Source organism: Williamsia sp. 1138 (genome assembly GCF_002095435.2).
Taxonomy (GTDB): Bacteria; Actinomycetota; Actinomycetes; order Mycobacteriales; family Mycobacteriaceae; genus Williamsia.
Genome location: NZ_MJEJ02000054.1, coordinates 235,161 through 257,765 on the forward strand (window position 1 = coordinate 235,161; position 22,605 = coordinate 257,765).

Here is a 22,605-nt window from a genome sequence, read left to right on the forward strand (position 1 = left end):
CGCGCTCAGGTTCCGCTTCGCAGTTCGCCGATGACTCGGCCATAGGCATCGAGGTCGGCGGCAGACGGCTCGATCGGCGTGAGGTAGGTGACACCGAAGGTGTCACGGAGCTCCCGGATGCGCGCCACCACCTCATCGTGGGTGCCGTGCAGGGCATTGGGCAAACGCAGCAGTGCACTGTCCGAAACGTCGGGCCGGTGACTGCGCAGGGTCTGCAGGTCCGGTTCCCGATCGATCGCGAGGTCGGCGATGATCAGGTTGATCTCCAGCTGATCGAACCGCTCGCCCGCCTGCTTCCGGAGGAAGTCGACGCGTTCTGCGAGCGCCTCGTCGTCGGCGAGGACCGCGAGAGCGACGATGTCGGCGTGCTGGGCCGCCAAGGTCAGCACCTTGTTCCCGGTTCCCGCGATCATGATCGGCGGCGGAGACTGGATTGTCGGCGGTACGAACCCGGGATCCGACAGCAGCGCCTTGAGCTGCAGCACCGTGTCCTTCAGGTGGTCGACCCGTCGGCCGGCGCTCTCGAAGGGCAGGCCCACGGCCTCGAATTCCGCCTCCACGTACCCGGCGCCGAGCCCGATCTCGAACCGCCCTCCGGTGAGCTGATCGACACTTGCGATGTCACGCGCCAGCAGGGCCGGCCGGTAGAACCCGGCGTTGAGGACGAAGTTGCCCACCCGGACGGTCGGCGCCGCTGCCGCTGCTGCCGCCAGCATCGGGAAAGGCGCACCCAGTTTCAGATGATCGGGGAGCAGGACGACGTCTATTCCGCAACGCTCTGCGTGTCTGACCTGCTCCAAGAACTCGCTCGCGCTGCCGCGGCCCAACAGGTTGACCCCGAATCGAAAGTCCCGCCTCGCCTCCATGAGGGTCAGCCTAATCGTGGGTCCGGGGTTCGCCGGTCAGCGCGCGAGCCACAACCGTCGGCGGATGACCGCGCGCATGACGGCCAACTCCTCGGGGGCGATCTCGCCGAACTTCGCGCCGTCGGACATCAGGTCGTTCAGCTCCGTGAAGAAGGTGCGATCAGACATCCCGAACCTGTCGTGGATCTCGTCGGAGGGCCCGCCACCCAGGCGATACCACTTCGCCTCGAAGTCGACCATCTCGTCCAGCTTCGATCCTGCGTGTGTGTCCATGCGAACCACCTCCCGACTGCCTGTGTTGTCCTCAGTTGTACCCAGACGGACTGAACACCAGGCGACATCGAGGCAACCATGCGGGGCCAGGGCAAACCTTGATGACGCGACCGGACCGGGCTACCGGCAAGATGAGCGCATGGGTGTCATCTATCTGGTTCGCCACGGCCAGGCCGGAACAGACGAGAACGGCTATGGAAGTCTCACCGAGCTCGGGCGGCAGCAGGCCCGCAATGTGGGTGCGAAGTTGGCTGCACGCATCCCGAAGGTGGACTTCACCGTCTCGGGAAACCTTGCGCGCCAACTGGAGACGATCGAGGAGATTGTCGGGCAGTTCCCGGATTCGAACGCCCCGGCCCCGGTGGTGAACGCCGGTTGGAACGAGTACGACCTGACCCGGCTCGCGCACACCGACGTGCCGCCCACAGGAACCTCCGAAGAGGCGGCGCAGGCACAGCGAAGTTTTCAGCGCCGCCTCGATGCGTCGCTGCTGACCTGGGCCGCGGACGAGGAGACCACCGGTCCCGGTTCGTACGTCGACTATCGAGAGTCGATGCTGCAAGCGCTCGAGGAGATCGCCGCACACGCCGGACCCGGACAGGTGGCCATCGCCGCATCGTCTGCGGGCACCATCGGCGCGGTCGTCGCCCATCTGTGGGGTATCAGCTCGGAGAACTGGCCCAGCGTCTCGCGAACGATGGTCAATGCCTCCATCACCAAACTCATCGTGGGAAAGTCCGGGATCAACGTGATGTCCGTGAACGATCATGCGCACGCCGATGTCGATGACGACGACGGCCGTCGTCTGATGATGACGATGAGGTGAGACCTCAAACGGCGGTCAGATCAAGCGCACGCAACAGGCGTCGAATCACGGTTTAGCAGAGCACTGCTCTCGGGTATAGGGGTGTCAGGCACGTAGCCTCGAATCAAAGCCCTCAACAATCGGAGCGCTCATGCAGTCCCCCACGTCGCCTACCCCCAGCGCACTGGTCACCGGTGCCACCGGATACATCGGCGGCAGACTCGCTCCGCGGTTGATCGAACGTGGCCACGACGTGCGAGTCCTGGCCCGGACCCCCGACAAGCTCACCGGCGCCCCCTGGGCCGACGACGCCAAGGTGATCAAGGGCGACCTCGGGGATCTCGCTTCTCTGGAAGACGCCTTCACAGGCGTCGACGTGGTCTACCACCTGGTGCATTCGATGGGCACCACCAAGGACTTCGGCGCCGAGGAGCGGCGGTCGGCGCTCAACGTCGTGAAGGCCGCCCGCAAGGCCGGTGTCTCCCGGATCGTCTATCTCAGCGGTCTGCATCCCTCCGACGTGAAGCTGTCGCAGCATCTGAGTTCGCGCACCGAGGTCGGCGAGATCCTGATGGCCTCGGGGATCGAGACGATCGTTCTGCAGGCCGGTGTCGTGATCGGTTCCGGGTCGGCGTCCTTCGAGATGATCCGGCACCTCACGGAACGACTTCCCGTGATGACCACCCCCAAGTGGGTGCACAACAAGATCCAGCCCATCTCGGTGCGCGACGTGCTGCACTATCTGATCGAGGCCGCAACGGCACCCGTTCCCGAGTCCAGGACCTGGGACATCGGCGGTCCCGACGTCCTCGAATACGGCGACATGATGCAGATCTATGCCGAAGTGGCCGGCCTCAGCAGACGTCGCATCCTCGTCTTGCCGCTGCTCACGCCCACTCTCGCCAGCCTCTGGGTGGGTAGCGTCACCCCTATCCCCGGCGGGCTGGCCAGGCCGTTGGTCGAATCACTGGAACACGACGCCATCGCGTCCGAAGACGACATCAACTCCGTCATCAAACCGCCGCCAGACGGACTCACCGGCTACCGCACGTCCGTCGAGCTGGCCCTCGCCCGCATCGAACGCGGCGAGGTGGAAACCGCGTGGTCGAATGCATCCCCGGGATACGCGCCGTCCGAACCCATCCCGTCCGATCCACAGTGGGCAGGCGAGGAGACCTATACCGATTCGGCAAGTGCCGATTCCTCGGCCGATCCGGACACGCTCTGGAAGGTCATCGAGAGCATCGGCGGCAAGAACGGTTGGTACGGATACTCGTCCGTGTGGAAGCTTCGGTCGTGGGCCGACGGACTGCTCGGCGGTCCGGGGGCATCGCGGGGCCGGCGAGACCTTCGGCACCTGCAGACCGGCGACGCGCTCGATTGGTGGCGGGTCGAGACCGTCGAGCCCGGAAAGCTACTGCGCCTGAGGTCCGAGATGCTCACGCCCGGAACCGCTTGGCTCGAGTTCTCGGTCAGTGCCACCGAGAACGGCAGTCGACTCGACCAGCGGACGGTGTTCTACCCGCGTGGCATCGTCGGCCGGCTGTACTGGTTCGCCAATCTGCCTGCCCACAAGACCGTGTTCGCGGCGATGACGAAGAACATCGTCGCGGCCGCGGAATCGCTTCGCTGACTGCGGTCAGGCCCGACCCAGATTCGTTCCGGGACGAGTCAGCACCACACCTGGCAGCACCGCGTACCGGGAGAGTCGGCTCACCGCTTCGACCATCGTTGCGACGTCGCCGACGGTGATCATCTCGTCGGGCGAGATCTTGTCCTTGAGCCAGTCCGACATGTCGGTGTTCACGTAGCCCGGTGAGATCGTTGTCGCTGAGACCCCGTTGTCCGACTCTTCGAAATTGAACGTCTCGCACAGCGAGATCAGCGCGGCCTTGGTTGCGCCGTAGGCGGCCAGCTCGGGCTCGGGGTGGACGCCGGTGATCGAGGCGATGGCAACGACTTTGGCGGAACCTACCGTCTTCGCCGTGCTGCGCAGGGTCGGCAGCAACGCCTGCAGGAGGACGTACGCCGATCGCACGTTCACCTGATAAAGCTTGTCGAATCTGCGCACAGGCAGTTCCGCGATCAGCCCCTTCTGTCCCATTCCGGCGTTGAGCACCAACAGGTCCAGTCGGCCGAACGCCTCGATGTGTGCCGTAGCCAGTGCCTCCAGCTGCTCCGCGTCGGCCATGTCTGCGACCGCGACCACGACCCGCACCCCGAACTTCTCACCGAGCAGACGGGCCAGCTCGTCGAGGGGCTCCCGGCTGCGGGCGCTGATCGTCAGATCCCATCCTGCCTCGGCGAATCGGGTCGCGACCTCGGCCCCGATTCCCCGGGACGCGCCCGTCACCAGTGCTGCTTTGCGCTCGCCGGTCACACTGCCTCCCACTGTCGTATCCCCCATCGCTCAGCCGTTCTTTCCCTTGATGGCGCGCAGCCCGGCCGCCATGAACTCTCCGGTCACCGCGGCGGCCTGGTCTGCACCGGCGCCCGCCGAGGACCCGCTCCGCGCCCGGTGCGTGATTCCTTCGCCGATCACCCCGAGTTTGAAATTGGCCAACGCGAGATAGAAGTTCCAGTCGGACAACTCGCGTCCCGACACGGCGGCATACCGCTGGGCGATGTCCGCGCCGGACGGGTAACGGTCACTGGTCCACGCCGCCTTCATCCCCAGGATCTCGTCGAAAATCGGTTCCCGATACGTGCACATCAGCGCGACATCGGTCAGCGGATCGCCGAGGGTCGACATCTCCCAGTCGACGACAGCCTTCACGACGCCTGGATCATCCGCGGAGAGAATGGTGTTGTCCACTCGGAAGTCGCCGTGCACGATCGAATTCTCCGACCGCGCCGGGATGGATTCGCTCAGTGCGGCGTGCAGGGTGGCCACATCGTCGAGCTCCTGGGTCTTCACGTGTTCCCACTGCCGAGCCCAGAGCTTGACCTGCCGGGCCACGAATCCGTCCGGCCTGCCGAACTCACCGAGGCCCACTGCCTGATGGTCGACGGCGTGTAGATTCGCCAGCGCCTGCACCAGTCCGTCGAGGTTGCGGTCGACGTCGGCGTCGCTCAACGCCTTGAGTTCGTCGGCGCTGCGAACCACGAGTCCGTCCACGAACTCCACGACAGTGCAAGGGGCGCCCAGGATCTCGCCTTCTTTGTCGAAGGCCACGGTGCCGGCGACGGGTACGTCGGTACCCTGAAGCGCGTTGGTGACCGTCCACTCCCGGTTCATGTCGTGTGCCGACGGGGTCAGGCCACCGGTCGGCGGACGCCGGACCACCCATCGTGAGTTGTCATCGTGCGCAGAGAAGGTCAGGTTCGAACGGCCACCGCTGATCAGCTCCACGACCAGTTCACCGGCGACTTCCACGCCACTGTCGATGAGGAACTGACGCAGTTTCGCGGTGTCCATACCGGGTAGTTCGCTCATGACCCACCACCGGCAGCAGCGGCTTTCTTGGCCTTGCCGACTGCACGCTTGGCGAGAGCCCAGCGATGGACCTCGGACGGTCCGTCGTAGATCTGGAAGGGACGCAGTTCCCGCTGCAGCCGGGCCAACGGCAGGTCGTCGGAAACACCCATGCCACCGCACATCTGGATCGACCGATCCACCACGCGCGAGAAAGCCTCCGCGGCAAAGGTCTTGGCGATCGAGGTCTCGTCTCCACCGTGCGCACCCTGATCGAGTTCCCAGCACGCCTTGACCAGCAGCGAACGCGCAGCGGCCAAGTCTATCTCGTTGTCGGCCACCATCTGCTGGATCATGCCGAGGTCACCGAGTCTGCCGCCGAACGCTTCTCGCCGTGCGACGTAATCGAGGGCGATGTCGCGGGCCCGGTTGGCGCTGCCCATCCACCGCATCACGTGGGTCATCCGGGCGGGTCCGAGTCGCACCTGTGCGTAGCGGTAGCCTTCGTCGACCTCGCCGAGGACGTCCTCGTCGGGCACGAAGACGTCGCGGAACGCCACCTCGCAGTGCCCGCCGATCATCGCGCGGTCGATGGTGTTGATGTGCCGCCCGACGGTGATGCCCGGGGTGTCGGCCGGAGCGAGGAACATCGTCGCTCCGCCACGGTCACCGGGCTCGCCGGTGGTGCGGGCCATGATGATGAAGAATCCCGCGCCGTCGGCACCGGTGATGAACCATTTGTCGCCGTTGATCTTCCAGCCACCGTCGACCTTGACGGCTGCGGTACGCAGCGCTGCGGGATCGGAGCCCGCACCGGGAGCCGGCTCGGTCATCGCGAACGCGGAGCGCACGTCGCCGCGTGCCAGCGGGGCCAGGTACTTCTCCTTCTGGTCAGCACTGGCGACGTGGGCGAGCATGTGGACGTTGCCCTCGTCAGGAGCGCCGATGTGCAGGGCAATGGGACCGAAGACGGAGTATCCGGCCGCTTCGAACACCGGTGCCCGGTCGGACATGTTGAAGCCGAGGCCGCCGTATTCGACCGGCGCGTGCGGTGCCAGGATTCCGAGGTCGCGGGCGCGATCACGGAGCTCGAGACGCAGCTCGTCACCGCCCGCCGCGGCGATGTCGCCTGCGAACTTCTCTTCGATCGGCAGAACGTGACTGCGAACGAAGTCACTGGTCTTGTCGATCACGTCCTGGACAACTGGACCGTAGGAAAGGTCAATCGCCATGGGGCACCTCCTTGTGTGCGGCGCCCGGCAGGTCGGCTGTCCCGACCGAGCGATCGTTCGGTTTCGGGTAACAGACTGTCACGACCGCCCACGGCCAGTCAACCCCGGCCGGGGCTAGGACGGCGCGGAGAAGTATCCGACCATCTGCCGCGCGATGAGGAGGTATCGCGACACCAGTTCGTCCGGGCCGAGTCGGCCGGACGGTCGGTACCAGGTGGACACCCCGACGCACATCGTCGTCACCGCGCGACCGGCATCCACGGGGTGCGGGGTGCGGAAATCCCCTGACTCGACGCCTGCCTGCACGATGGCGTCGACCATGCGCTGCTGCTCGTCCCGGGTGGCGATGTACTCCGTCCTGAACACCGGCTCGAGGCTGCGGATCTCGGTCGACCCGACGAACGCCTGCGCCCTCCGGTACATGTGAAACCTCAGCAGCGATTCGACCACCGCGTCGAACCGCTCGACGGGCGAGTCGCCCGCCTGCTCGAGGGCCGCACGAGAACGTCCGAGCAGGTCGCTCATCGTCAGCTCGAGCAGCCCCTGCAACAGCGACTGTTTCGACGGGTAGTGGTGATAGAGCCCCGGGACGCTCAACCCCGCTCGTGCGGCGATGTCGCGGACCGAGGTGCCGTGATAGCCGTGCTCGGCGAATGCAGAGAGCGCAGCGGCCAACGGTATCGGCAGATCTTCTTCCCCATACTGACGCCAGAGTCCCTCGCCGTACTCGCGCGGCGCTGGCCGAGCCCCGGTATCCATACCCGTAAACCTACTGTGCCGCCGCGGCCGCGCCGGGCAATACCACCCGCCCCCGTTCGACGAGTTGTCCGATTCGATCGCGCGGCGCAGATCCGGCAGGCTGAAACCGTGCCCTTTGACCCTCCCGGTCCCGACGGCTCGCCTCCTCCGTCCGCCGCCACCGGCATCAGCAGCCGTCTGGTGCTGCTGTTCGCTCTCACCTGTGGCGTCTCGGTGTCGTCGCTGTACGTGTTGCAACCCGTTCTCGAGGAGATCCGCGCCGACTTCTCCATCTCCACCTCCACCGCGGCGCTGGTGGTGACCGCAGCCCAATTCGGATACGCGATGGGTCTGCTGCTGCTCGTCCCACTGGGTGACTTGTGGAACCGAAAAGTTCTGGCGCCCAGCATGATGGCTGCTTCAGCGGTGGCGCTACTCCTGTCCGCACTCGCCCCGGGGTTCGGCGCCCTGTTCGCCGCCTCGCTGCTCGTCGGGGTCAGCGCTGCCACCGCACAGATCGTCGTCCCGTGGTCATCGTCACTGGCTCTGCCCTCGGACCGCGGACGTGTGGTCGGGGTGGTGATGAGCGGCCTGCTACTCGGCATCCTGCTGGCCCGGGTCGTCAGCGGAGCGATCGCAGAAGTCGGCGGCTGGCGGGCGGTGCTGTTCGTCGGCGCAGCCCTCATGGCGATCCTGGCGGTGGTCGTCTACCTCCTCGTGCCTGCGGACCGGGCCCGCCCTCCTCAGGCGTACGGGACACTGCTCGCCTCGGTCGGACGGATGATCGCCACCGAAACGATGTTGCGGCAACGGATGATGCTGGGCTTCTTGACGATGTTCGGCTTCAGCGCGATGTGGACATCGATCGCGTTCCTCCTCTCCGGCAGCAGAGGTGAACGCTTCTCGTATTCCGAGGCGATGATCGGGGCATTCGCCCTCGCGGGTGTGGCAGGTGCGCTCGCAGCGCCGATGTTCGGAAAGCTGGCCGACCGCGGACATCTACGAGGGGCGACCACGGGCGCGTGGGTGATCACGATCGCCGGATGGTTGTTGCTGGCCTGGCCCGGGACACCGCTCGCGGCCCTGCTCGTCGGTCTGGTCGTCTTCGACTTCGGTGTGCAGGCCTCGCAGTTGTCGAACCAGTCCGCGATCTACTCACTGTCGCCGGATGCGCGGAGCCGCGTGACCACCGCCTATATGGTCACCTACTTCGCAGGTGCGGTGGCCGGGTCCGTCGCCTCCGGGTACGCCTACGACGCCGGCGGGTGGAACCTGTTGTGCCTCATAGGGATCGGTTCGGCAGTAGCAGGTTTGCTGCTGTGGGCCGGCATCGACCGATGGAACAGCCGCCTCACTCGACCCCGGTGACATTTTGCGGGAGCAGTTCGACGACCGCGCCGTACATCATCGTCACACACAGATCGATGAGTTCGTCGTCGCTGCAATCGATCCGGCCGTCGATCCAGGCGCTCAGAACCTGCCCGAGGCCACCGACGTAGAAGTGGGCCGCACCCTGCACCGCCGCTCCCTCGAAGTGAGTGCCCGAGGTCTGCACGGTCAGTGCGGCGAACATCATTGCCGCATCCATGCGTTTGGACGCGAGTCGTCCACTGAGCAGGGTCTGCGAGAACAGGATCCTGCCGCGGCGCCGATCGGAGTCGATTCGGCGCACGATGGCGCCGACAGCCGAGCGGATCTGATCCTTGGGTGAACTGCCACCTGCGGCAACGGCGGCCTGCGCCGACTCTGCGATATCGAGCACCACGACGTCGTAAGTCGTACCGACCAGGTCGTCGACATCGGTGAAACTCTCATAGAAGTAGCGCGCGGTGAGGCCGGCCTGCCGGCATACCCCACGAACGCTGATCGCACCGCCGTCAGGTGAACCCATGATGTCCAGCGCGGCGTCCACCAGGGCCGCCCGGCGACGTTTCACCCGGTCAGCTCCGTTTTCGCCGCCGTACGGGCGCATTGGGTCAGGCATGGGATCCATCATCCCACCTTCGGTTGTCCGCGATTGACAATCACCGCAAACGCGACTTCAATCGAAAGCGACAACACGTGTTCTCACAATATTTTGGCAGGAAGGCAGACAATGACGTCTGGGACCGTTGAAGGCAGCAGCGCGCTCTCTGGAGCTGCACCACTTTCCCGCCCATCCCCCCGTCCGATGTGGACCCGCGAACAGGCGGACAGCGCCAGTGGCGACCTCCTGGACATGCCGGGGATCTCCGCCGTCGCCGGCGCCGCCAACGTGATCATGCAACTCGCCCTCCCCGCTGTCGGCTACGGCGTCGCCGAGAGCAAGGTCGACAGCGGAAATCTGTTCAAACACCCACTCAAACGCGGCCGGACGACGCTCGCGTATCTGGCGGTGGCCGTCAACGGATCACCCGAAGATCGCAAGGCCTACCGCCGCGCCGTCGGTCATTCGCATGCACGGGTGCGGTCCACGGAGTCGAGCCCGGTCGAGTACAACGCCTTCGATCCCACCCTGCAGCTCTGGGTCGCAGCGTGCCTCTACAAGGGGTGGGAGGACATGCAGGTTCTCTTCGGCGATCCGGCCGCGGTCACCGAAGAGGCTTACCAGCAGGGCGCGCTGATGGGCACCACTCTGCAGATGCCCCGAGACATGTGGCCCGCCACGCGCGCCGACTTCAAGCAGTACTGGGATTCGACCGTCGCCGAACTGGAGATAGACGACACCATCCGCGAGTTGCTCGTCAGCATCGCGAGGTTCGAGTTCCTGCCCAAGCCGGTGTCGCTGCTGATCGGCGACTTCGGCCTGTTCCTCACCACCGGTTTCCTGCCGCCTGAGTTCCGCGAGAAGATGAACTTGACGTGGACCCCACGTCAACAGCGCCTCTTCGACCTGCACAACCGGATCGCCCGCAACGTGGTGCAGCGGTTGCCGGAACCAATGCGCGCATTTCCGTTCAACGCCTACCTCTGGGACACCAGACGGCGCATCAAGGCCGGCAAACGCCTCACCTGAGTTCCGATAATGGGTCGTTCTGGCGAACAAAACGCCAGGTCGGCGCCGCCAGAACAACCCATCATCGGGACGGCGCGAACTGCGGGTACAACGCCTCGACGGGCGCAGCCAGACCGGCTTTGACCTGGATGCTCACGTCGTCGGCGAGAACTTCCAACTGGCCGGCCTCGAGGCCGTCGTAGGCGTCGCGGATGACGTCTGCCGGGTCGTTCTTCTCGGCTGTGACGCCCGCGGTCATCGGGGTGTCGGTGTAGCCGAGATGCAGGCCGAGGACCTGGGTCCCCTGCGACGCCAACTCGAGTCGCAGCACGTTGGTCGCCATCCACAGTGCGGCCTTCGACACGCTGTACGAGCTACCGATACCGATCCAGCTCAGCACCGAGTGGACGTTGATGACGGCGCCGCCGCCGTTCGCTGCGAGGACCGGGGCAAAGGCCTTGGTCACCGCGATCGGCCCGTAGAGGTTGGTGTCCATCAACGCTTTCAGTTCGCCGACCGGCTGATCGAGTAGCCGGCCGGCAGTCGTCTGACCTGCGTTGTTGATCACGATGTCGACGTCGGCAGCCGATGTTGCCGCGGCTTCGATCGACGCGGCATCCGTGACGTCCAGACGGATCGGCACGACCCGGTCGTCGTCCCATTCCCGGGGGTTGCGTGCCGCCGCATAGACCTTGGCGGCACCGCGCGCGAGCGCCTGCGTGACGAACTCGGTACCGAGCCCACCGTTGGCGCCGGTGACCAGGACGGTGGCGTTGTTCAGCGTGACCATTGTGTCTCCCATCGAGCCGCGCCGAGATCGGTCGATCCCGGGCGTCGACACCACGGTACCCTCTGACTTCTGTTAACCGAAGTCAGGTGATCTTCTTCAGCGCGGCAGGCGTGAGATCAGCCGTACTGGTGTGCCCAGACAGGCCGAGGGTGAGGTCGAGTTCGGCGATGATGTTGGCGACCACATCGCGCGCACCATCAGCACCATCGAGCGCCAATCCGTACATGTGCGGCCGTCCGATGCACACCGCGTCGGCTCCGAGTGCGAGCGCCTTGAAGACGTCGGCGCCACCACGGATACCGGAGTCCAACAGCACCTTCGATCTTCCGTCGACAGCTTTGGCGACGTCGACGAGGGCATCGATCGAACTGATCGCGCCGTCGACCTGCCTACCCCCGTGGTTGGAGACGAGGATGCCGTCGACGCCGTGGTCCACCGCCTGCAACGCGTCGTCCGGGTGCAAGATGCCTTTGAGGACGATCGGCAGCGAGGTCCGATCCCGGAGTCCGGCTATGTCCGTCCAGTTCAGCGACGGGCGGGAGTAGATCTCGAGGAAGGTCTGCACCGATTCCCGCGGAATGGGCGAAACCAGATTGCGCACAGCACTTCCCGGAGTGTTCCGCGCCATCGAGATCAGGGATTTGATCGCGCCCACCGTGATCGCCGGCTTCTCCTGCGGGAGCGCTGCCGCGATCCGATCTCGGACGATCGAGAGGAACCGGTCGTCCGAGGTGTACTGATCGATGCCCAGCCCCTGCGCGAACGGCAGCGACCCCAGGTTCAGATCCTGCGGTCGCCAGCCGAGCATGGTGGTGTCGAGTGTGACGACTATGGCTGCAGCACCGGACCTTTCGGCCCGGTCGAGAAAACTGTCGACGAGGTCTTCGTCGGTGGACCAGTACAGCTGATACCAACGAGGCGCCCCCGGCGACACCGCGTCCATCGCGGCCGCCGTGCGCTCCATCGGAGCGCTGCCCTGACTCGAGAAGATGTAAGGGACCCCGAGTTGGGCTGCGGCTCTTCCTATGTGGACGTCTGCATCCGGAAAGGCGAGCGCGCCCGCACCTACCGGGGAGAACAGAACAGGCGCAGGCAGATGCTGTCCGAACAGTTCGGTAACCAGACTGCGCTGCGACACGTCGCGGAGCATCCGCGGAACGATCGCCCACCGCTCGAGCGCCGTCCGGTTTGCCCGCATCGTCCCACCGTCGCCCGCACCACCGGCCACATATGCCCACGCCTTGGCCGACATCCTGCGTCGCGCAGCACGTTCCAACGCCTCGAAGTTAGTCGGTACCTTTGGTTTTCGACCGAACACCCCGGCGGTGTAGATCTCATTCTGGCGGGCACGACCGGGAGACTGCAGTGGTTCGGTGGCGTCGCTGCTCATCGGCCCACACTATCGACCACCGGTTCGCCGAACAACGACTTGAGGTACCTCACATTCGCCTACGGTGAGGAACATCGGCCCGGGCCGGGATCGTTGCAGCTGGGGTAATCAGTGTCTCGACAAGGAGAAGAATGACAAACACCACCCGCGTAGTGCTCGCATCCCGACCACATGGAGAGCCGAAGGATTCGGACTTCCGATTCGAGGACGTGGCATTACCCGAGCCCACATCCGGCGAGGTGGTGTTGCAGACGTTGTACCTCTCGCTCGACCCGTACATGCGTGGCCGTATGAGCGCTGCCAAGTCATATGCCGCTCCGGTGGAGATCGGCGACACGATGGTCGGCGCTACCGTCTCGCGCGTCCTGCAGTCGACGGTCGACGATTTCTCCGAAGGCGACATCGTCCTCGGTTACGGCGGCTGGCAGACCCATTCGGTCGAGAAGGCCAAGTATCTACGCAAGCTCGACCCCGAGACCAACCCTCCGTCGACAGCACTCGGTGTGCTGGGGATGCCGGGATTCACCGCCTACTCCGGCCTCCTCACCATCGGAAACCCGCAGCCCGGGGAGACCGTCGTGGTGGCCGCGGCGGCCGGCCCCGTCGGCTCCGCTGTCGGGCAGATCGCAAAACTCAAGGGCGCACGAGCTGTTGGCATCGCAGGTGGACCGGACAAGGTCAAGTACCTCATCGATGAACTCGGCTTCGACGCTGCGGTCGACCACCGGGCCGACGATTTCGCCGAGCAGCTCGCGGCCGCGACGCCGGACGGCATCGACGTCTACTTCGAGAACGTCGGCGGCAACGTCTTCGACCAGGTGATCCGCCGGATGAACCTCTACGGCCGCATCTCCGTATGCGGACTGGTGGCCAACTACAACCTGACGTCGCTCCCGGAAGGACCTGACCGCACCGGCCAGCTCATGAACGCGGTGCTGGTCAAGAGCCTGACCATCCGCGGTTTCATCCAGACCGAATTCGCGGGCGAGCAGATGCCACGATTCCTCGACGAGGCATCGGGTTGGGTTGCGGACGGGTCGCTGAAGTACCGCGAGGACATCACCGAGGGCCTCGACAACGTCCTCGACGCCTTCCGCGGACTCCTCGCAGGCCGCAACTTCGGCAAAGCCGTGGTGAAGATCGCCGACTAGCCCGAAAGTGGTGGGTTCTGGCGAGCAAAACCGCAGGTCGCGCTAGCCGAAACCCACCAAGATCGGGTGTTGCTAGTCATCGTCGTGATCGGCTGAACCGCGTTTCCAGTATCCGGTGATCAGCCGGTCGGTCCCGCGGTGGCGGAGTGGGCGGATGTCGTCAGCCTCGCCTGCCCCGAAGTAGAAGACCCGGCCGGCCGGAATCTCGAGAGCGTCGACCGCGTCGACGAGCAGCGAACGGCCCGCGGGACGGATGAGCCACTGAATGCGGACACCGGCCCGTTCGGCCACCGGGTAGCGGGTCTCCTCCTCATGGGAGACCTCGACGATCACATCCGCGGACACGTCGGCAGGCGATTCATCCAGCCATCGGGCCACCGCCGGGAGCGCTGTTGTGTCGACGGCAAAGACGTAGTGGTCGAAGTTGTGCGCGAACGCATGCGCCCCCGGCGGTCCCGCGATCACCACGGTGTCACCCGGTTGCGCGTTCGCCGCCCAGGTCGACGCCACACCGCCCTCGTGGAGGACGAAGTCGAGATCCAGTTCGAGCGAATCCGGATCGTATCGCCGGATCGTGTACTTGCGCCCGGGCGGTAGCGGCCGCGGCCAGTCGAGCTCTTGCTTCTCGTTCGGAACCGGCGCCCGGACAGTGCCGTCGTCATCGGGGAAGACGATCATCACGTGATCGTCGGCCTGGTACGTGTGAAACCCCTTCAGCTCCGGTCCTGCCAGCGTGAGCCTGATCATCCGCGGCGAGACGAGTTCACGGCGCACGACCGCGACTGCGCGCACCCCGATCGGATAGCCGATCCGAGCCGTGCCGTCACCCGACCGATGGTGGGTGGCGACACGGCCGCGTGGATCGTCGCGAGTGATCTTCACGACCCGCTGGAGGTCGAGGATGCCGGTGCCGAGCTACTCGGTCCGGCTGATTCGGTCAGCAATGGAGCCAGCGCCTCGTCGATCGCGTCGAGGGTCTGCAGCGCCGAGGTGTAGGTCGCGGCTTCGGTGTACTTGAGGCCGTAGACCTTGCCGGCCCGGACTGCGGGCAGGGTCTTGAACAGCTCCGAATCCAGGACGTACTGGACCTCGGGCCCAACCGATCCGTCGGCGTCGACGGTGTAGGTGATCACGTCGGCGTCGGCGAAGCTCTCCGGGATGCTCTCGATGGACGGGTACTCCGAACTGTCCTGCGAGCCACCAAGCTTCTCCTTGACCTCGCCGTAGTAGTTCACCCCGATGTCCTGCGCGATGTTGGTGCCCCAGGACCCGCCGAACTCCCGCTGGAAGTTGCCTGCCGCCGATTCGCCATAGGCACCCAGGTGCCCGAACTGCAGCGGTCCGAGCACGCCCGCGTACTTCTCCTTCAGACCGGCAGCCTTGTCGTCGTAGGTCTTCTTGGTCGACTCGTAGGCGTCGAGCTTGCCCGCGGCATCGAGTTGTCGCTTGGTCAGTTCACGCCAGGCTGCGGGATTGGTCGGTCCGATGGCGACGACAGGCGCGATCGCCTCGAGTGCACCCAGGTCGAGGTCGACCATCGCCGGTTGCGGTACCCCGATGACGATGAGGTCCGGGTTGACGCCGGCGATGGCCTCGTAGTTGGTGTCGGCCGCCGACATGTCGCCTGCGATCTTCTGGGTCGACTCATAGACGGCCAGATCCTCTTGAGTCATCAGTGGGATCCCGCGCTTCCATTCCGAGATGCCGACGAGCGGTGCGTCCGCCTCGATCAGAGGCGGCACCGCGTAGCCGGTGGCGACGATTCGCTGCGGAGCCACCGGAATCTCGATCTCGCCGTTGTCCGCGACGAAAACGCGCGTTTCACTGCTCGCGGATTCGGTGGCGGATTCACTGTCGGAATCACTGCCGCAGGCTGCGACGGACAGGGCAAGGCCGAGCGTGACCGAGGCCGCAGCCAGACGGAACCCGATATGACGAGCAGACAAGATGCACTTCTTTCTTCAAATACATGGACCAGGACGCGGCCCCCGGCGCGCTGAGCTTTCTAGCTGAGGCTAGCCTTACCAACAACTGCAGCGGCTTCGTCGGGAGGACACTCTGTGACGCTCGGAGGACACTTCGACCGGTCCGGACCTGTCGGCCCTTTCGGGGCCGGCGCCGACCCGCTCTGGGTCGAGGAGTACGGATACGGCCTCGGTCCACCGACCGGAATACTGATCCTCAAGTACGGCTCGGGCGGGGCCCTCGAGATACCCGAATCCCGCAGCGACTTCGTGCACCAGCTGTACTGGACCCCCGACGGCATGTTGTCGGTGCGTCACGCCAACAGGACCGAGTTCATCGGCGCCACCGAGGCACTATGGGTGCGACGCGGCGTCACCCATGAGGTGTTCACCTCGCGAAAACAGATCATCTACCGCATCTGCCTGCGGGAAGTACCGCAGAGACTGCGTACGTTGCGCGTGGCTGCGGTGTCTGCAGACCAGCAGTCGCGGCGGCTCATCGAGCAGATCGCCCGCCCGGGCCAGGACGAGGCAACAGCTCTGGCAGCCCGGGCCACGATCATGGCAGGCCTGGGCACCACCCACCGAGATTTCGTCGGACGCGACCCCATCGGAATACCGTCATCCTCGCGGACCACGGGTTTCGCGCAGACCATCGCCCGGACACTCCTGCACGACCCCGCCGACCAGACTCGACTCGACGAGTGGGCGACCCGGCTGCACACCAGCACCAAGACCCTGCAGCGCGACTTCGTCCGCGAGTTCGGGATGCCGTACTCGCAGTGGCGCACCAGGACTCGGCTCGACGCGGCCGTCGTCCTGCTGGAGACGAAATCGGTGACCGAGGTTGCGCACCGCGTCGGATACTCCAGCGTGCCCGCATTCGTGACGGCTTTCTCACGTGAGTACGGCCATACGCCGGGGCGGTACGCGTTGGGCATCACCGATTCGGCCTGACCAGTTGTGACCCCGCTCTTCCCCCACCCGTTTTCGCGTCATCCACTCGCAATTGTGTGCGGACCGCGCAAAAACGGGTGGGGGAAGGCGGTCAGAAGGTGAGGACCGGCTTGATCGCCAAACCTGATCGTGCTGCGGCCCAGGCATTGTCGAAATCCGCGAAGTCGAAGGTCGTGATCAGCTTCTCGAGCGGGAGATCACCACGCTTGTGCAGATCTATCAGTTCAGGGATGAATGTGGCCGGCGCGCTGTCGCCTTCGACGATGCCGCGGATCCGTAGACCCCTACCCATGATCAGCCCGACCGGCAGCGCCGCGATCGGGGCTCCGAGGCCGACGATGCCCAGCTGTCCACGAGACCGCAATGCGGCGACCGCCTCGGCAAGGACCGCGGGGATGGCCGTGGTGTCCAGGACATGGTCGGCGCCGCCCCCGGTGACGTCCACCAGGGTCGAAACCACCTCGTCTACAGCAGGATCCACCGTGTGGGTGGCGCCGAGCTCGATCGCCAGCGCTCGCCGCTCGGCGACGGGATCAACGGCGACGATGATGCGAGCACCCGCGATCCGCGCACCCATGACTGCTGAGAGACCCACCGCGCCGACGCCGAAGACCACCACGCTCTGCCCGAGCACGGGACGCAACGCGTTGAGGATCGACCCGACGCCGGTCTGCACGCTGCAGCCGAGCGGGGCAGCCACCGACATGTCGATCTCATTGCCCATCGGCACCGTATTACGCTGATGCGCCAGGGCATACGTGGCGAAACTGGACTGACCGAAGAAGTCACCGTTGATCGGGCCGTGCTCGCCACGCACCGAACCCGACACCTCGCCTCTGTCCCCACGCATGTTCAGCGCAGTCGACTGCCGGCAGTACGCGGACTCGCCTGCCTTGCACTGCGTGCATTGCCCGCAGCTGTTGAACGTCAGGACGACTCTCGTACCGACCCGAACGGTGGCTGTGCGGCCCACCGCCTCGACAATCCCTGCGCCCTCGTGACCGAACACCATCGGCATCCGCTTGTCCGGCCACCGGGCGGCCAACGAGATGTCGGTGTGGCAGATGCCGACTGCCTGCACTCGCACCAGGACTTCATCTCCGACCGGTTCGCGGACCTGGACGTCGTGCAACGCCGGCGGCGCTCCCACCTCGCTGAGCACTGCCGCCCGCGCCGCGATCGAAGTGGGCGTCACTCGCGCTCGAGGTAGAAGTAGAAGTGCTTGTCGCGCACCAGCGAGGTCTTGCCGTTCATGATGCCCATGACGTGGGTGTCGTCGACCTTCTTGAAGTGGTCGATGACGGGCTGACCGTCGTAGACCATGGCCGCGGTGGTCTCGCCACGGAACTCGACCGCCCACAGGCTGGCCTCGCCCTTGCCCAGTTCTTTGTTCGAGTAGAGGTTGCCGTCATCATCGCGGCAGACCAGCGGCTTCACGTCGTGATACGCGTCGAACGTCTTGCCGTGCCAGTTGACCTGCTCCAATTGGCCGTCCATGGCATGGCCGCTGGGTAGTTCGCCGCCCGACCAGGCTCCGAGCATGAAATCCCGGCCGATCGGTTCGAGGCCTGCCCACAACTCGTCGAGGTCGGCGGGTTCACTGATCGCCTGACTTTCCTTCAATTCGAAAAACTTGGCGACGGCCTTGTCGTTGTTCATCTCTGCCTCACTGCCGGGGGGGAACTCTGAGAACAACAGTAGTCAGAAATCCCCCCGCGTCCAAGACGTTCGTCAGAACACGGCGCTTCCGATCAGCACCACACCCAGCACACCCATGACGACCGCAACGAGGGTATCGAGCACCTGCCACGCACGCGGCTTGGCGAACAGAGGCGCGAGGCGGGCCGAACCGAACCCCAGCGCGGCGAACCACACGAACGATGCCACGCATGCACCAGCTGCGAAGACCCATTTGTCCTGCGGCCCATGACTGTTGGCAATGGCCCCGAGCGTGATCAGGGTGTCGAGGTAGACGTGCGGATTCAGCCAGGTCAGGGCGACAGCAGTCCCGATGGCCGCCCAGCGACCGGCCGACGCTGCGCCGCCCGTCGCATCCAGCGATGCGGGGCGGACGACCCGGCGTGCCGCCATGGCCGCCAAGACCAGCAGATAGGCCCCACCGGCCACGGTCGCGACGTCCACGATCTCGGGGTAGGCGGTCACCAGAGCGCCGAGACCCGCCACTCCCCCGAGGATCAACACGACGTCCGACGCCGAGCACACCGCGACCACCGCCAGCACGTGTTCACGTCGAATGCCCTGACGGAGAACGAAGATGTTCTGGGCCCCGATGGCGATGATGAGCCCAGCTCCGGTCAGCAGACCGGCGAAGGCGGGTACGAAGTAGGTCACCGTGCCAACGTATGGGCCGGACGGTTGTCAATCCAGCGAATGTTTTTCACGAACCATTAGGATGATTCATGATGGACATCAGCAGCGACGGCTTGCAGACACTCGCCGCCGTGGTGCGCGAGGGCACCTTCGACGCCGCGGCCGAGTCGCTTCATCTGACGCCGTCGGCGGTGAGTCAGCGCATGAAGGCCTTGGAGGCCACGGTCGGACGCGTACTCGTACAACGCACGAAACCCGCCAGAGCCACTCCCGACGGTGAGGTCCTGCTGCGGCTGGCGGCGCAGTGGGACCTCTTGCGGCTGGAAGCCGCGGCGGATCTCGCAGGCGAACCCGAAGCGGGGCATGAAGATCCGCGAGACATACCTCGGATGCATCTACCGATCGCGGCAAATGCCGACTCGATGTCGATCTGGCTGCTTCCGGTGGTCGCCGAGATCCAGCGCCGTCATCCCGTCGCGGTGGAGATTCTCCGAGACGACGAGAGTCATTCCACCGGATTTCTCCGAGCCGGACAGGCCGTGGGTGCGGTCACGTCTGATCCGCGACCGGTGCGTGGATGCTCGGTACTGCCGCTCGGTGCCATGCGCTATCTACCCGTGGCAAGCGTCGAGTTCATCGAGACGTGGCTGCCCCACGGCCTACGGGCCGCCGATCTCGCCCGGGCGCCGATGGTCGCGTTCGACCGCAAGGACACCATCCAGTTCGATCTCCTCGGGCGCCTGACCCGGCGCCACGTCGATCCTCCGACCACCTACGTTCCCGCGTCGGCGGAGTATCACCGCGCGGTCGAACTCGGTGTGGGCTGGGGTGCGGTGCCGGCGTCGCAGATTCAGCCCGCGCTCGACGCCGGCACGGTCTCGACTCTCGGCAATCGGCACGTGGACGTCCAGTTGTTCTGGCAATACTGGAAACTGGAGTCACCGATCGTCAACGACCTGACCGATCTGGTCCAGACTGCCGCCGGTGAGTTTCTTCTCTAGGACCACCGATGGCGTGGCGATCACCTCGACGATCGGATCGTCGCGGAGCGGGTGGGCGATCTCGTCGGCACTCAACTTCGCCCAGAAGTAGGCGACCGCGGCGACGGGCACGGGCACGATTCCCGCGATGACGAATGTCGCTGTCAATCCGATCCATTGGCTGACGGGTGCCGCGATCGCCATGGACACCGGCATCAGGGCCACCGACACGAAGAAGTCGAGACTCGAGACCCGGCCCAGCATGTGAATGGGTACCCGGCGCTGCAGCAACGTTCCCCAGATGACCATCGGCCCGTCGAACGCGAATCCCAACACGAAGCCCGCGACGACGAACACCCACACCTGGTCGGTCAGACCCATGACCACCAGCGGCAACGACGACAGACCCCAGATCACGAACATGACCGTGAGGTACCGCCGAGGCATCTGCATGGACGCCAGCACGAGAGAGCCGGCCGCGCCCCCGATTCCGAAGGCAGCCAACACCATCGCGTGCGATCCGGCGTCGCCGCCTGCCCTGTCCTTGAGGGCGAACGGGATGAGTACCTCCAAGGGGCCCATCACCAACAGGACCAGCACCATCGCGAACAGCAAGGTGGCCAGCAGCCACGGGGTCCGCCACATGTAGACGAACCCCTCGGCGATGTCGTTGATCGTTCCGCGAACGAGTTCGGCCTTGGGTCGGGACTCGCTGCGCGATGGCGTCGGCCGCATCAGCAGGTACAGGATCCCCGAGAGTGCGGACGCCACGGCCGATCCGATGATGGCGACCGCCGGCGAGGACATCGCGATCAGACCCCCGGCCACCACAGGACCCGCAGCCTGAAAGATCGTGGGCCGCAACGTACCTTCGATGCCGTTGGCGGCCATCAGTTCGTCGCGCGGCACCAGCGTCGGGAGCAACGCCGAATACGTCGGATAGTAGATACCGGTGGTGACGCCGCCGATGAGTGACACCGCAACGAGGTGCCACAGGATGACGGAATCCGTCAGCGCCAGGAGCCCGACCCCGCCGATCGCGACCAGCTTGGTCGCCTCGAGCGCGATGAGGATCGTGCGTTGCGACATCCGGTCCGCGAGCACCCCTCCGAGCAGCGTGGAGGCGACCATGCCGACTGCGGCGACCGCTGTCACCAGTGACAGCTGACCGGGTCCGCCGCCCATCCCGATGACCTGCCAGACGACACCGACGGTCCAGATACCGTCTGCAAACATCGCGAGCACCAAGCCCATGCACAGCAACCGGTACTGCTGATGCCGAAACGGCTTCAGCGCCCGGGGCAGAGCGGAGGGTGCGGTCACCGATCAACTGTGCCCCATCTGCTGGACAGGTGGCCAGTGATTATCCCGATCTTGGTGGGTTCTGGTGACCTCGACCTGCGCAAATGCTCACCCGAACCCACCACTTCGGGCCGCTGCAACGAAAACTCGCCGCCACCGGGTTGCGGTGACGGCGAGCGGAGCTCAGTGCAAAAGACCGATCAGGTCACTTCACACCGACGATTTCTTCCGCGATCGCGGCGAGGCGGGTCTGGGCTGCCGAGATGACACCCTGGCGTCCCTTGTGTGCCTCTTCGTACGCGATGACGGTACGGATGTCGGACGGCTCGTCGAGCTGCTTGATTGCCGAGACGGCCGCATTCACATTGAGCGTGTCGTAATCGACGATCGGCAGATCTTCCGGATCGACGAGACCGGTGGCGTCGCGCACGGCGTGGATGGCATCGGCTGCGCCGGTGGCACCCTGGGCGCGGGCGGTGTCCTCCGCGGCGTCGAGGGCCGCATCGCGAGTTGCCTTGGCGGTCTTGCTCGCCGCCTTACCTGCATCCGATGCGCGTTCGGAGATCGCTTCGCTCACGTCCGAGACCCGCTCGACGACGGTGTCGCCGGCGTCGGTGACGCGCTTGACTGCCTTGTCGCGGGCATCGGTCGCCAGTGCGACCGCCGTTCCGCCCGCCTCTTCGGTTTTGTCGACGAATCCACCGAGACGTGCCGGGGCGCTTCGCAGTACGTCCACCGCACGGTCGACGCCGCGTGCGGTCAGCGTGGCGGGGATGCCGGCGACGCGCAGTGCCGCGCCGCTCGCGGCCTGCAGCGGTCCGCGCCGGAGTGCTACCGGGCCGCCGATCGCTTCTTCGGCGAGCACGATGGTCAGCCAGTCGACGGTCGCCCGATGCGCGGTGATCAAGCGTTCTGCCAACGCGACGACGTCGGGCTCGTTCTCGGCCGTGGCGAGCGCCTTGACGTAGATGGACCGATCGAGCAGCTGGTGCTCGAGCGCAAGGTCTCCGAGCAACGCCTCGTCGAAAGGTTGCGCCTGCTCGGCGAGCGCCTTGACCGTGGCCGCGAGCCGTCCGAGAACCGGGCGAAGTACATCGGGCAGACCCCCGAGATCGCGAATGGCCTTCTCGATGGCCACAGCGCGGATGCGACCATTGGCCGCGTTCTCGGACAGTTCCTTACGCACTGCTTCGGTGCGTGCCTGGGCAACTCGAGTCTCCGCGACCTGGACCTCGGTATTCGTCAAGGTCAACAGGGTGCGCAGCTGGTTGCGCAAAGTGCTGGTCGAAATGCTCATATCAGTCTCCTTCGGTTGGAATGGGGTCGATATGGAGCGTTCGAGAAAGGCGTACCCGCTGGATGACCGGGCAAACGATCCCGAGATCGACATCACAAGCGAGGCCTGATGTGAGTAACGGGTGTGACGAGGGGTGCGGG

At 65.5% G+C, this 22,605-nt stretch carries 23 protein-coding genes; 7 read left to right on the forward strand and 16 right to left on the reverse strand.

Going from position 1 to position 22,605, the window contains the following annotated elements; all coding sequences use genetic code 11:
- Window positions 1-5: 5 nt before the first annotated feature.
- Both BH683_RS27365 and BH683_RS27370 read right to left on the reverse strand, forming a co-directional pair.
- Window positions 6-866, reverse strand: coding sequence for a TIGR03621 family F420-dependent LLM class oxidoreductase (locus BH683_RS27365; protein WP_084839436.1), 861 nt, complete (start codon window positions 864-866; stop codon window positions 6-8).
- Window positions 867-902: 36 nt separating this feature from the next.
- Window positions 903-1,139: a DUF3263 domain-containing protein gene (locus BH683_RS27370; RefSeq protein WP_084839437.1), complete on the reverse strand. Its 237-nt coding sequence runs from the start codon at window positions 1,137-1,139 to the stop codon at window positions 903-905.
- A gap of 139 nt (window positions 1,140-1,278) precedes the next feature.
- On the opposite strand from BH683_RS27370, the gene BH683_RS27375 reads away from it, so the two are divergent.
- Complete coding sequence (locus BH683_RS27375; protein WP_168187143.1) at window positions 1,279-1,965, forward strand: histidine phosphatase family protein; 687 nt, start codon at window positions 1,279-1,281, stop codon at window positions 1,963-1,965.
- A 130-nt stretch (window positions 1,966-2,095) separates the two neighbouring features.
- Complete coding sequence (locus BH683_RS27380) at window positions 2,096-3,577, forward strand: SDR family oxidoreductase (RefSeq protein WP_084839439.1); 1,482 nt, start codon at window positions 2,096-2,098, stop codon at window positions 3,575-3,577.
- Between the two features lie 6 nt (window positions 3,578-3,583).
- Here BH683_RS27380 and BH683_RS27385 read toward each other — a convergent pair whose 3' ends face one another.
- The 4 genes from BH683_RS27385 to BH683_RS27400 all read right to left on the reverse strand — a co-directional run bounded on the left by BH683_RS27385 (window position 3,584) and on the right by BH683_RS27400 (window position 7,350).
- Window positions 3,584-4,336, reverse strand: a complete 753-nt coding sequence (locus tag BH683_RS27385; RefSeq protein ID WP_246833629.1) for an SDR family oxidoreductase — start codon at window positions 4,334-4,336, stop codon at window positions 3,584-3,586.
- 18 nt (window positions 4,337-4,354) lie between these two features.
- Window positions 4,355-5,380 carry a phosphotransferase family protein gene (locus BH683_RS27390; protein ID WP_084839441.1) on the reverse strand — a complete coding sequence of 342 codons (1,026 nt, stop codon included), beginning with the start codon at window positions 5,378-5,380 and terminating at the stop codon, window positions 4,355-4,357.
- On the reverse strand, window positions 5,377-6,591 hold the full coding sequence (locus BH683_RS27395) for an acyl-CoA dehydrogenase family protein (RefSeq protein ID WP_084839442.1): 1,215 nt from the start codon (window positions 6,589-6,591) through the stop codon (window positions 5,377-5,379). Before BH683_RS27395 ends, BH683_RS27390 begins: the two co-directional genes overlap by 4 nt.
- 114 nt (window positions 6,592-6,705) lie before the next feature.
- Window positions 6,706-7,350 carry a TetR/AcrR family transcriptional regulator gene (locus BH683_RS27400; protein WP_084839443.1) on the reverse strand — a complete coding sequence of 215 codons (645 nt, stop codon included), beginning with the start codon at window positions 7,348-7,350 and terminating at the stop codon, window positions 6,706-6,708.
- A gap of 108 nt (window positions 7,351-7,458) precedes the next feature.
- Here BH683_RS27400 and BH683_RS27405 point away from each other — a divergent pair, with 108 nt between their 5' ends.
- A complete protein-coding gene (locus BH683_RS27405; protein WP_084839444.1) occupies window positions 7,459-8,697 on the forward strand; it encodes an MFS transporter in 1,239 nt (412 codons plus the stop codon).
- Here the strand turns inward: BH683_RS27405 and BH683_RS27410 are convergent.
- Window positions 8,681-9,313 (reverse strand): TetR/AcrR family transcriptional regulator, encoded by a 633-nt coding sequence (locus BH683_RS27410; RefSeq protein WP_084839629.1) that lies wholly within the window; start codon window positions 9,311-9,313, stop codon window positions 8,681-8,683. The genes BH683_RS27405 and BH683_RS27410 overlap by 17 nt on opposite strands.
- Window positions 9,314-9,499: 186 nt before the next feature.
- On the opposite strand from BH683_RS27410, the gene BH683_RS27415 reads away from it, so the two are divergent.
- Window positions 9,500-10,324: an oxygenase MpaB family protein gene (locus BH683_RS27415; RefSeq protein WP_246833630.1), complete on the forward strand. Its 825-nt coding sequence runs from the start codon at window positions 9,500-9,502 to the stop codon at window positions 10,322-10,324.
- A 61-nt stretch (window positions 10,325-10,385) separates the two neighbouring features.
- Here the strand turns inward: BH683_RS27415 and BH683_RS27420 are convergent, their stop codons facing one another.
- Both BH683_RS27420 and BH683_RS27425 read right to left on the reverse strand, forming a co-directional pair.
- Complete coding sequence (locus BH683_RS27420) at window positions 10,386-11,093, reverse strand: SDR family oxidoreductase (protein WP_084839446.1); 708 nt, start codon at window positions 11,091-11,093, stop codon at window positions 10,386-10,388.
- 82 nt (window positions 11,094-11,175) lie between these two features.
- A complete protein-coding gene (locus BH683_RS27425; RefSeq protein ID WP_210405285.1) occupies window positions 11,176-12,483 on the reverse strand; it encodes an alpha-hydroxy-acid oxidizing protein in 1,308 nt (435 codons plus the stop codon).
- Between the two features lie 131 nt (window positions 12,484-12,614).
- On the opposite strand from BH683_RS27425, the gene BH683_RS27430 reads away from it, so the two are divergent.
- Window positions 12,615-13,634 (forward strand): NADP-dependent oxidoreductase, encoded by a 1,020-nt coding sequence (locus BH683_RS27430; RefSeq protein ID WP_084839447.1) that lies wholly within the window; start codon window positions 12,615-12,617, stop codon window positions 13,632-13,634.
- Between the two features lie 72 nt (window positions 13,635-13,706).
- Here BH683_RS27430 and BH683_RS27435 read toward each other — a convergent pair whose 3' ends face one another.
- Together BH683_RS27435 and BH683_RS27440 are read right to left on the reverse strand one after the other, a co-directional pair.
- A complete protein-coding gene (locus tag BH683_RS27435; RefSeq protein WP_084839448.1) occupies window positions 13,707-14,516 on the reverse strand; it encodes a siderophore-interacting protein in 810 nt (269 codons plus the stop codon).
- On the reverse strand, window positions 14,513-15,580 hold the full coding sequence (locus BH683_RS27440; protein ID WP_084839449.1) for an ABC transporter substrate-binding protein: 1,068 nt from the start codon (window positions 15,578-15,580) through the stop codon (window positions 14,513-14,515). The genes BH683_RS27435 and BH683_RS27440 overlap by 4 nt, the downstream gene beginning before the upstream one ends.
- Before the next feature lie 114 nt (window positions 15,581-15,694).
- Here BH683_RS27440 and BH683_RS27445 point away from each other — a divergent pair, with 114 nt between their 5' ends.
- On the forward strand, window positions 15,695-16,555 hold the full coding sequence (locus BH683_RS27445; RefSeq protein WP_084839450.1) for an AraC family transcriptional regulator: 861 nt from the start codon (window positions 15,695-15,697) through the stop codon (window positions 16,553-16,555).
- Window positions 16,556-16,646: 91 nt separating this feature from the next.
- Here the strand turns inward: BH683_RS27445 and BH683_RS27450 are convergent, their stop codons facing one another.
- The 3 genes from BH683_RS27450 to BH683_RS27460 form a co-directional block, all read right to left on the reverse strand.
- Window positions 16,647-17,735, reverse strand: coding sequence for an NAD(P)-dependent alcohol dehydrogenase (locus BH683_RS27450; RefSeq protein WP_084839631.1), 1,089 nt, complete (start codon window positions 17,733-17,735; stop codon window positions 16,647-16,649).
- A gap of 11 nt (window positions 17,736-17,746) precedes the next feature.
- A complete protein-coding gene (locus BH683_RS27455; RefSeq protein WP_084839451.1) occupies window positions 17,747-18,214 on the reverse strand; it encodes a DUF4334 domain-containing protein in 468 nt (155 codons plus the stop codon).
- Between the two features lie 72 nt (window positions 18,215-18,286).
- Window positions 18,287-18,907 (reverse strand): LysE/ArgO family amino acid transporter, encoded by a 621-nt coding sequence (locus BH683_RS27460; protein ID WP_084839452.1) that lies wholly within the window; start codon window positions 18,905-18,907, stop codon window positions 18,287-18,289.
- A gap of 71 nt (window positions 18,908-18,978) precedes the next feature.
- Here BH683_RS27460 and BH683_RS27465 point away from each other — a divergent pair, with 71 nt between their 5' ends.
- The gene (locus BH683_RS27465) at window positions 18,979-19,887 is read left to right on the forward strand and encodes a LysR family transcriptional regulator ArgP (protein WP_084839632.1); all 909 of its coding nucleotides are present in this window, start codon (window positions 18,979-18,981) and stop codon (window positions 19,885-19,887) included.
- Here the strand turns inward: BH683_RS27465 and BH683_RS27470 are convergent.
- Window positions 19,825-21,189 (reverse strand): MFS transporter, encoded by a 1,365-nt coding sequence (locus tag BH683_RS27470; protein WP_094647803.1) that lies wholly within the window; start codon window positions 21,187-21,189, stop codon window positions 19,825-19,827. The two genes, BH683_RS27465 and BH683_RS27470, sit on opposite strands and share 63 nt — an antisense overlap.
- A 184-nt stretch (window positions 21,190-21,373) precedes the next feature.
- Entirely contained in the window at window positions 21,374-22,465 is a 1,092-nt protein-coding gene (locus tag BH683_RS27475; RefSeq protein ID WP_084839453.1) for a hypothetical protein, read from the reverse strand.
- Window positions 22,466-22,605 lie beyond the last annotated feature (140 nt).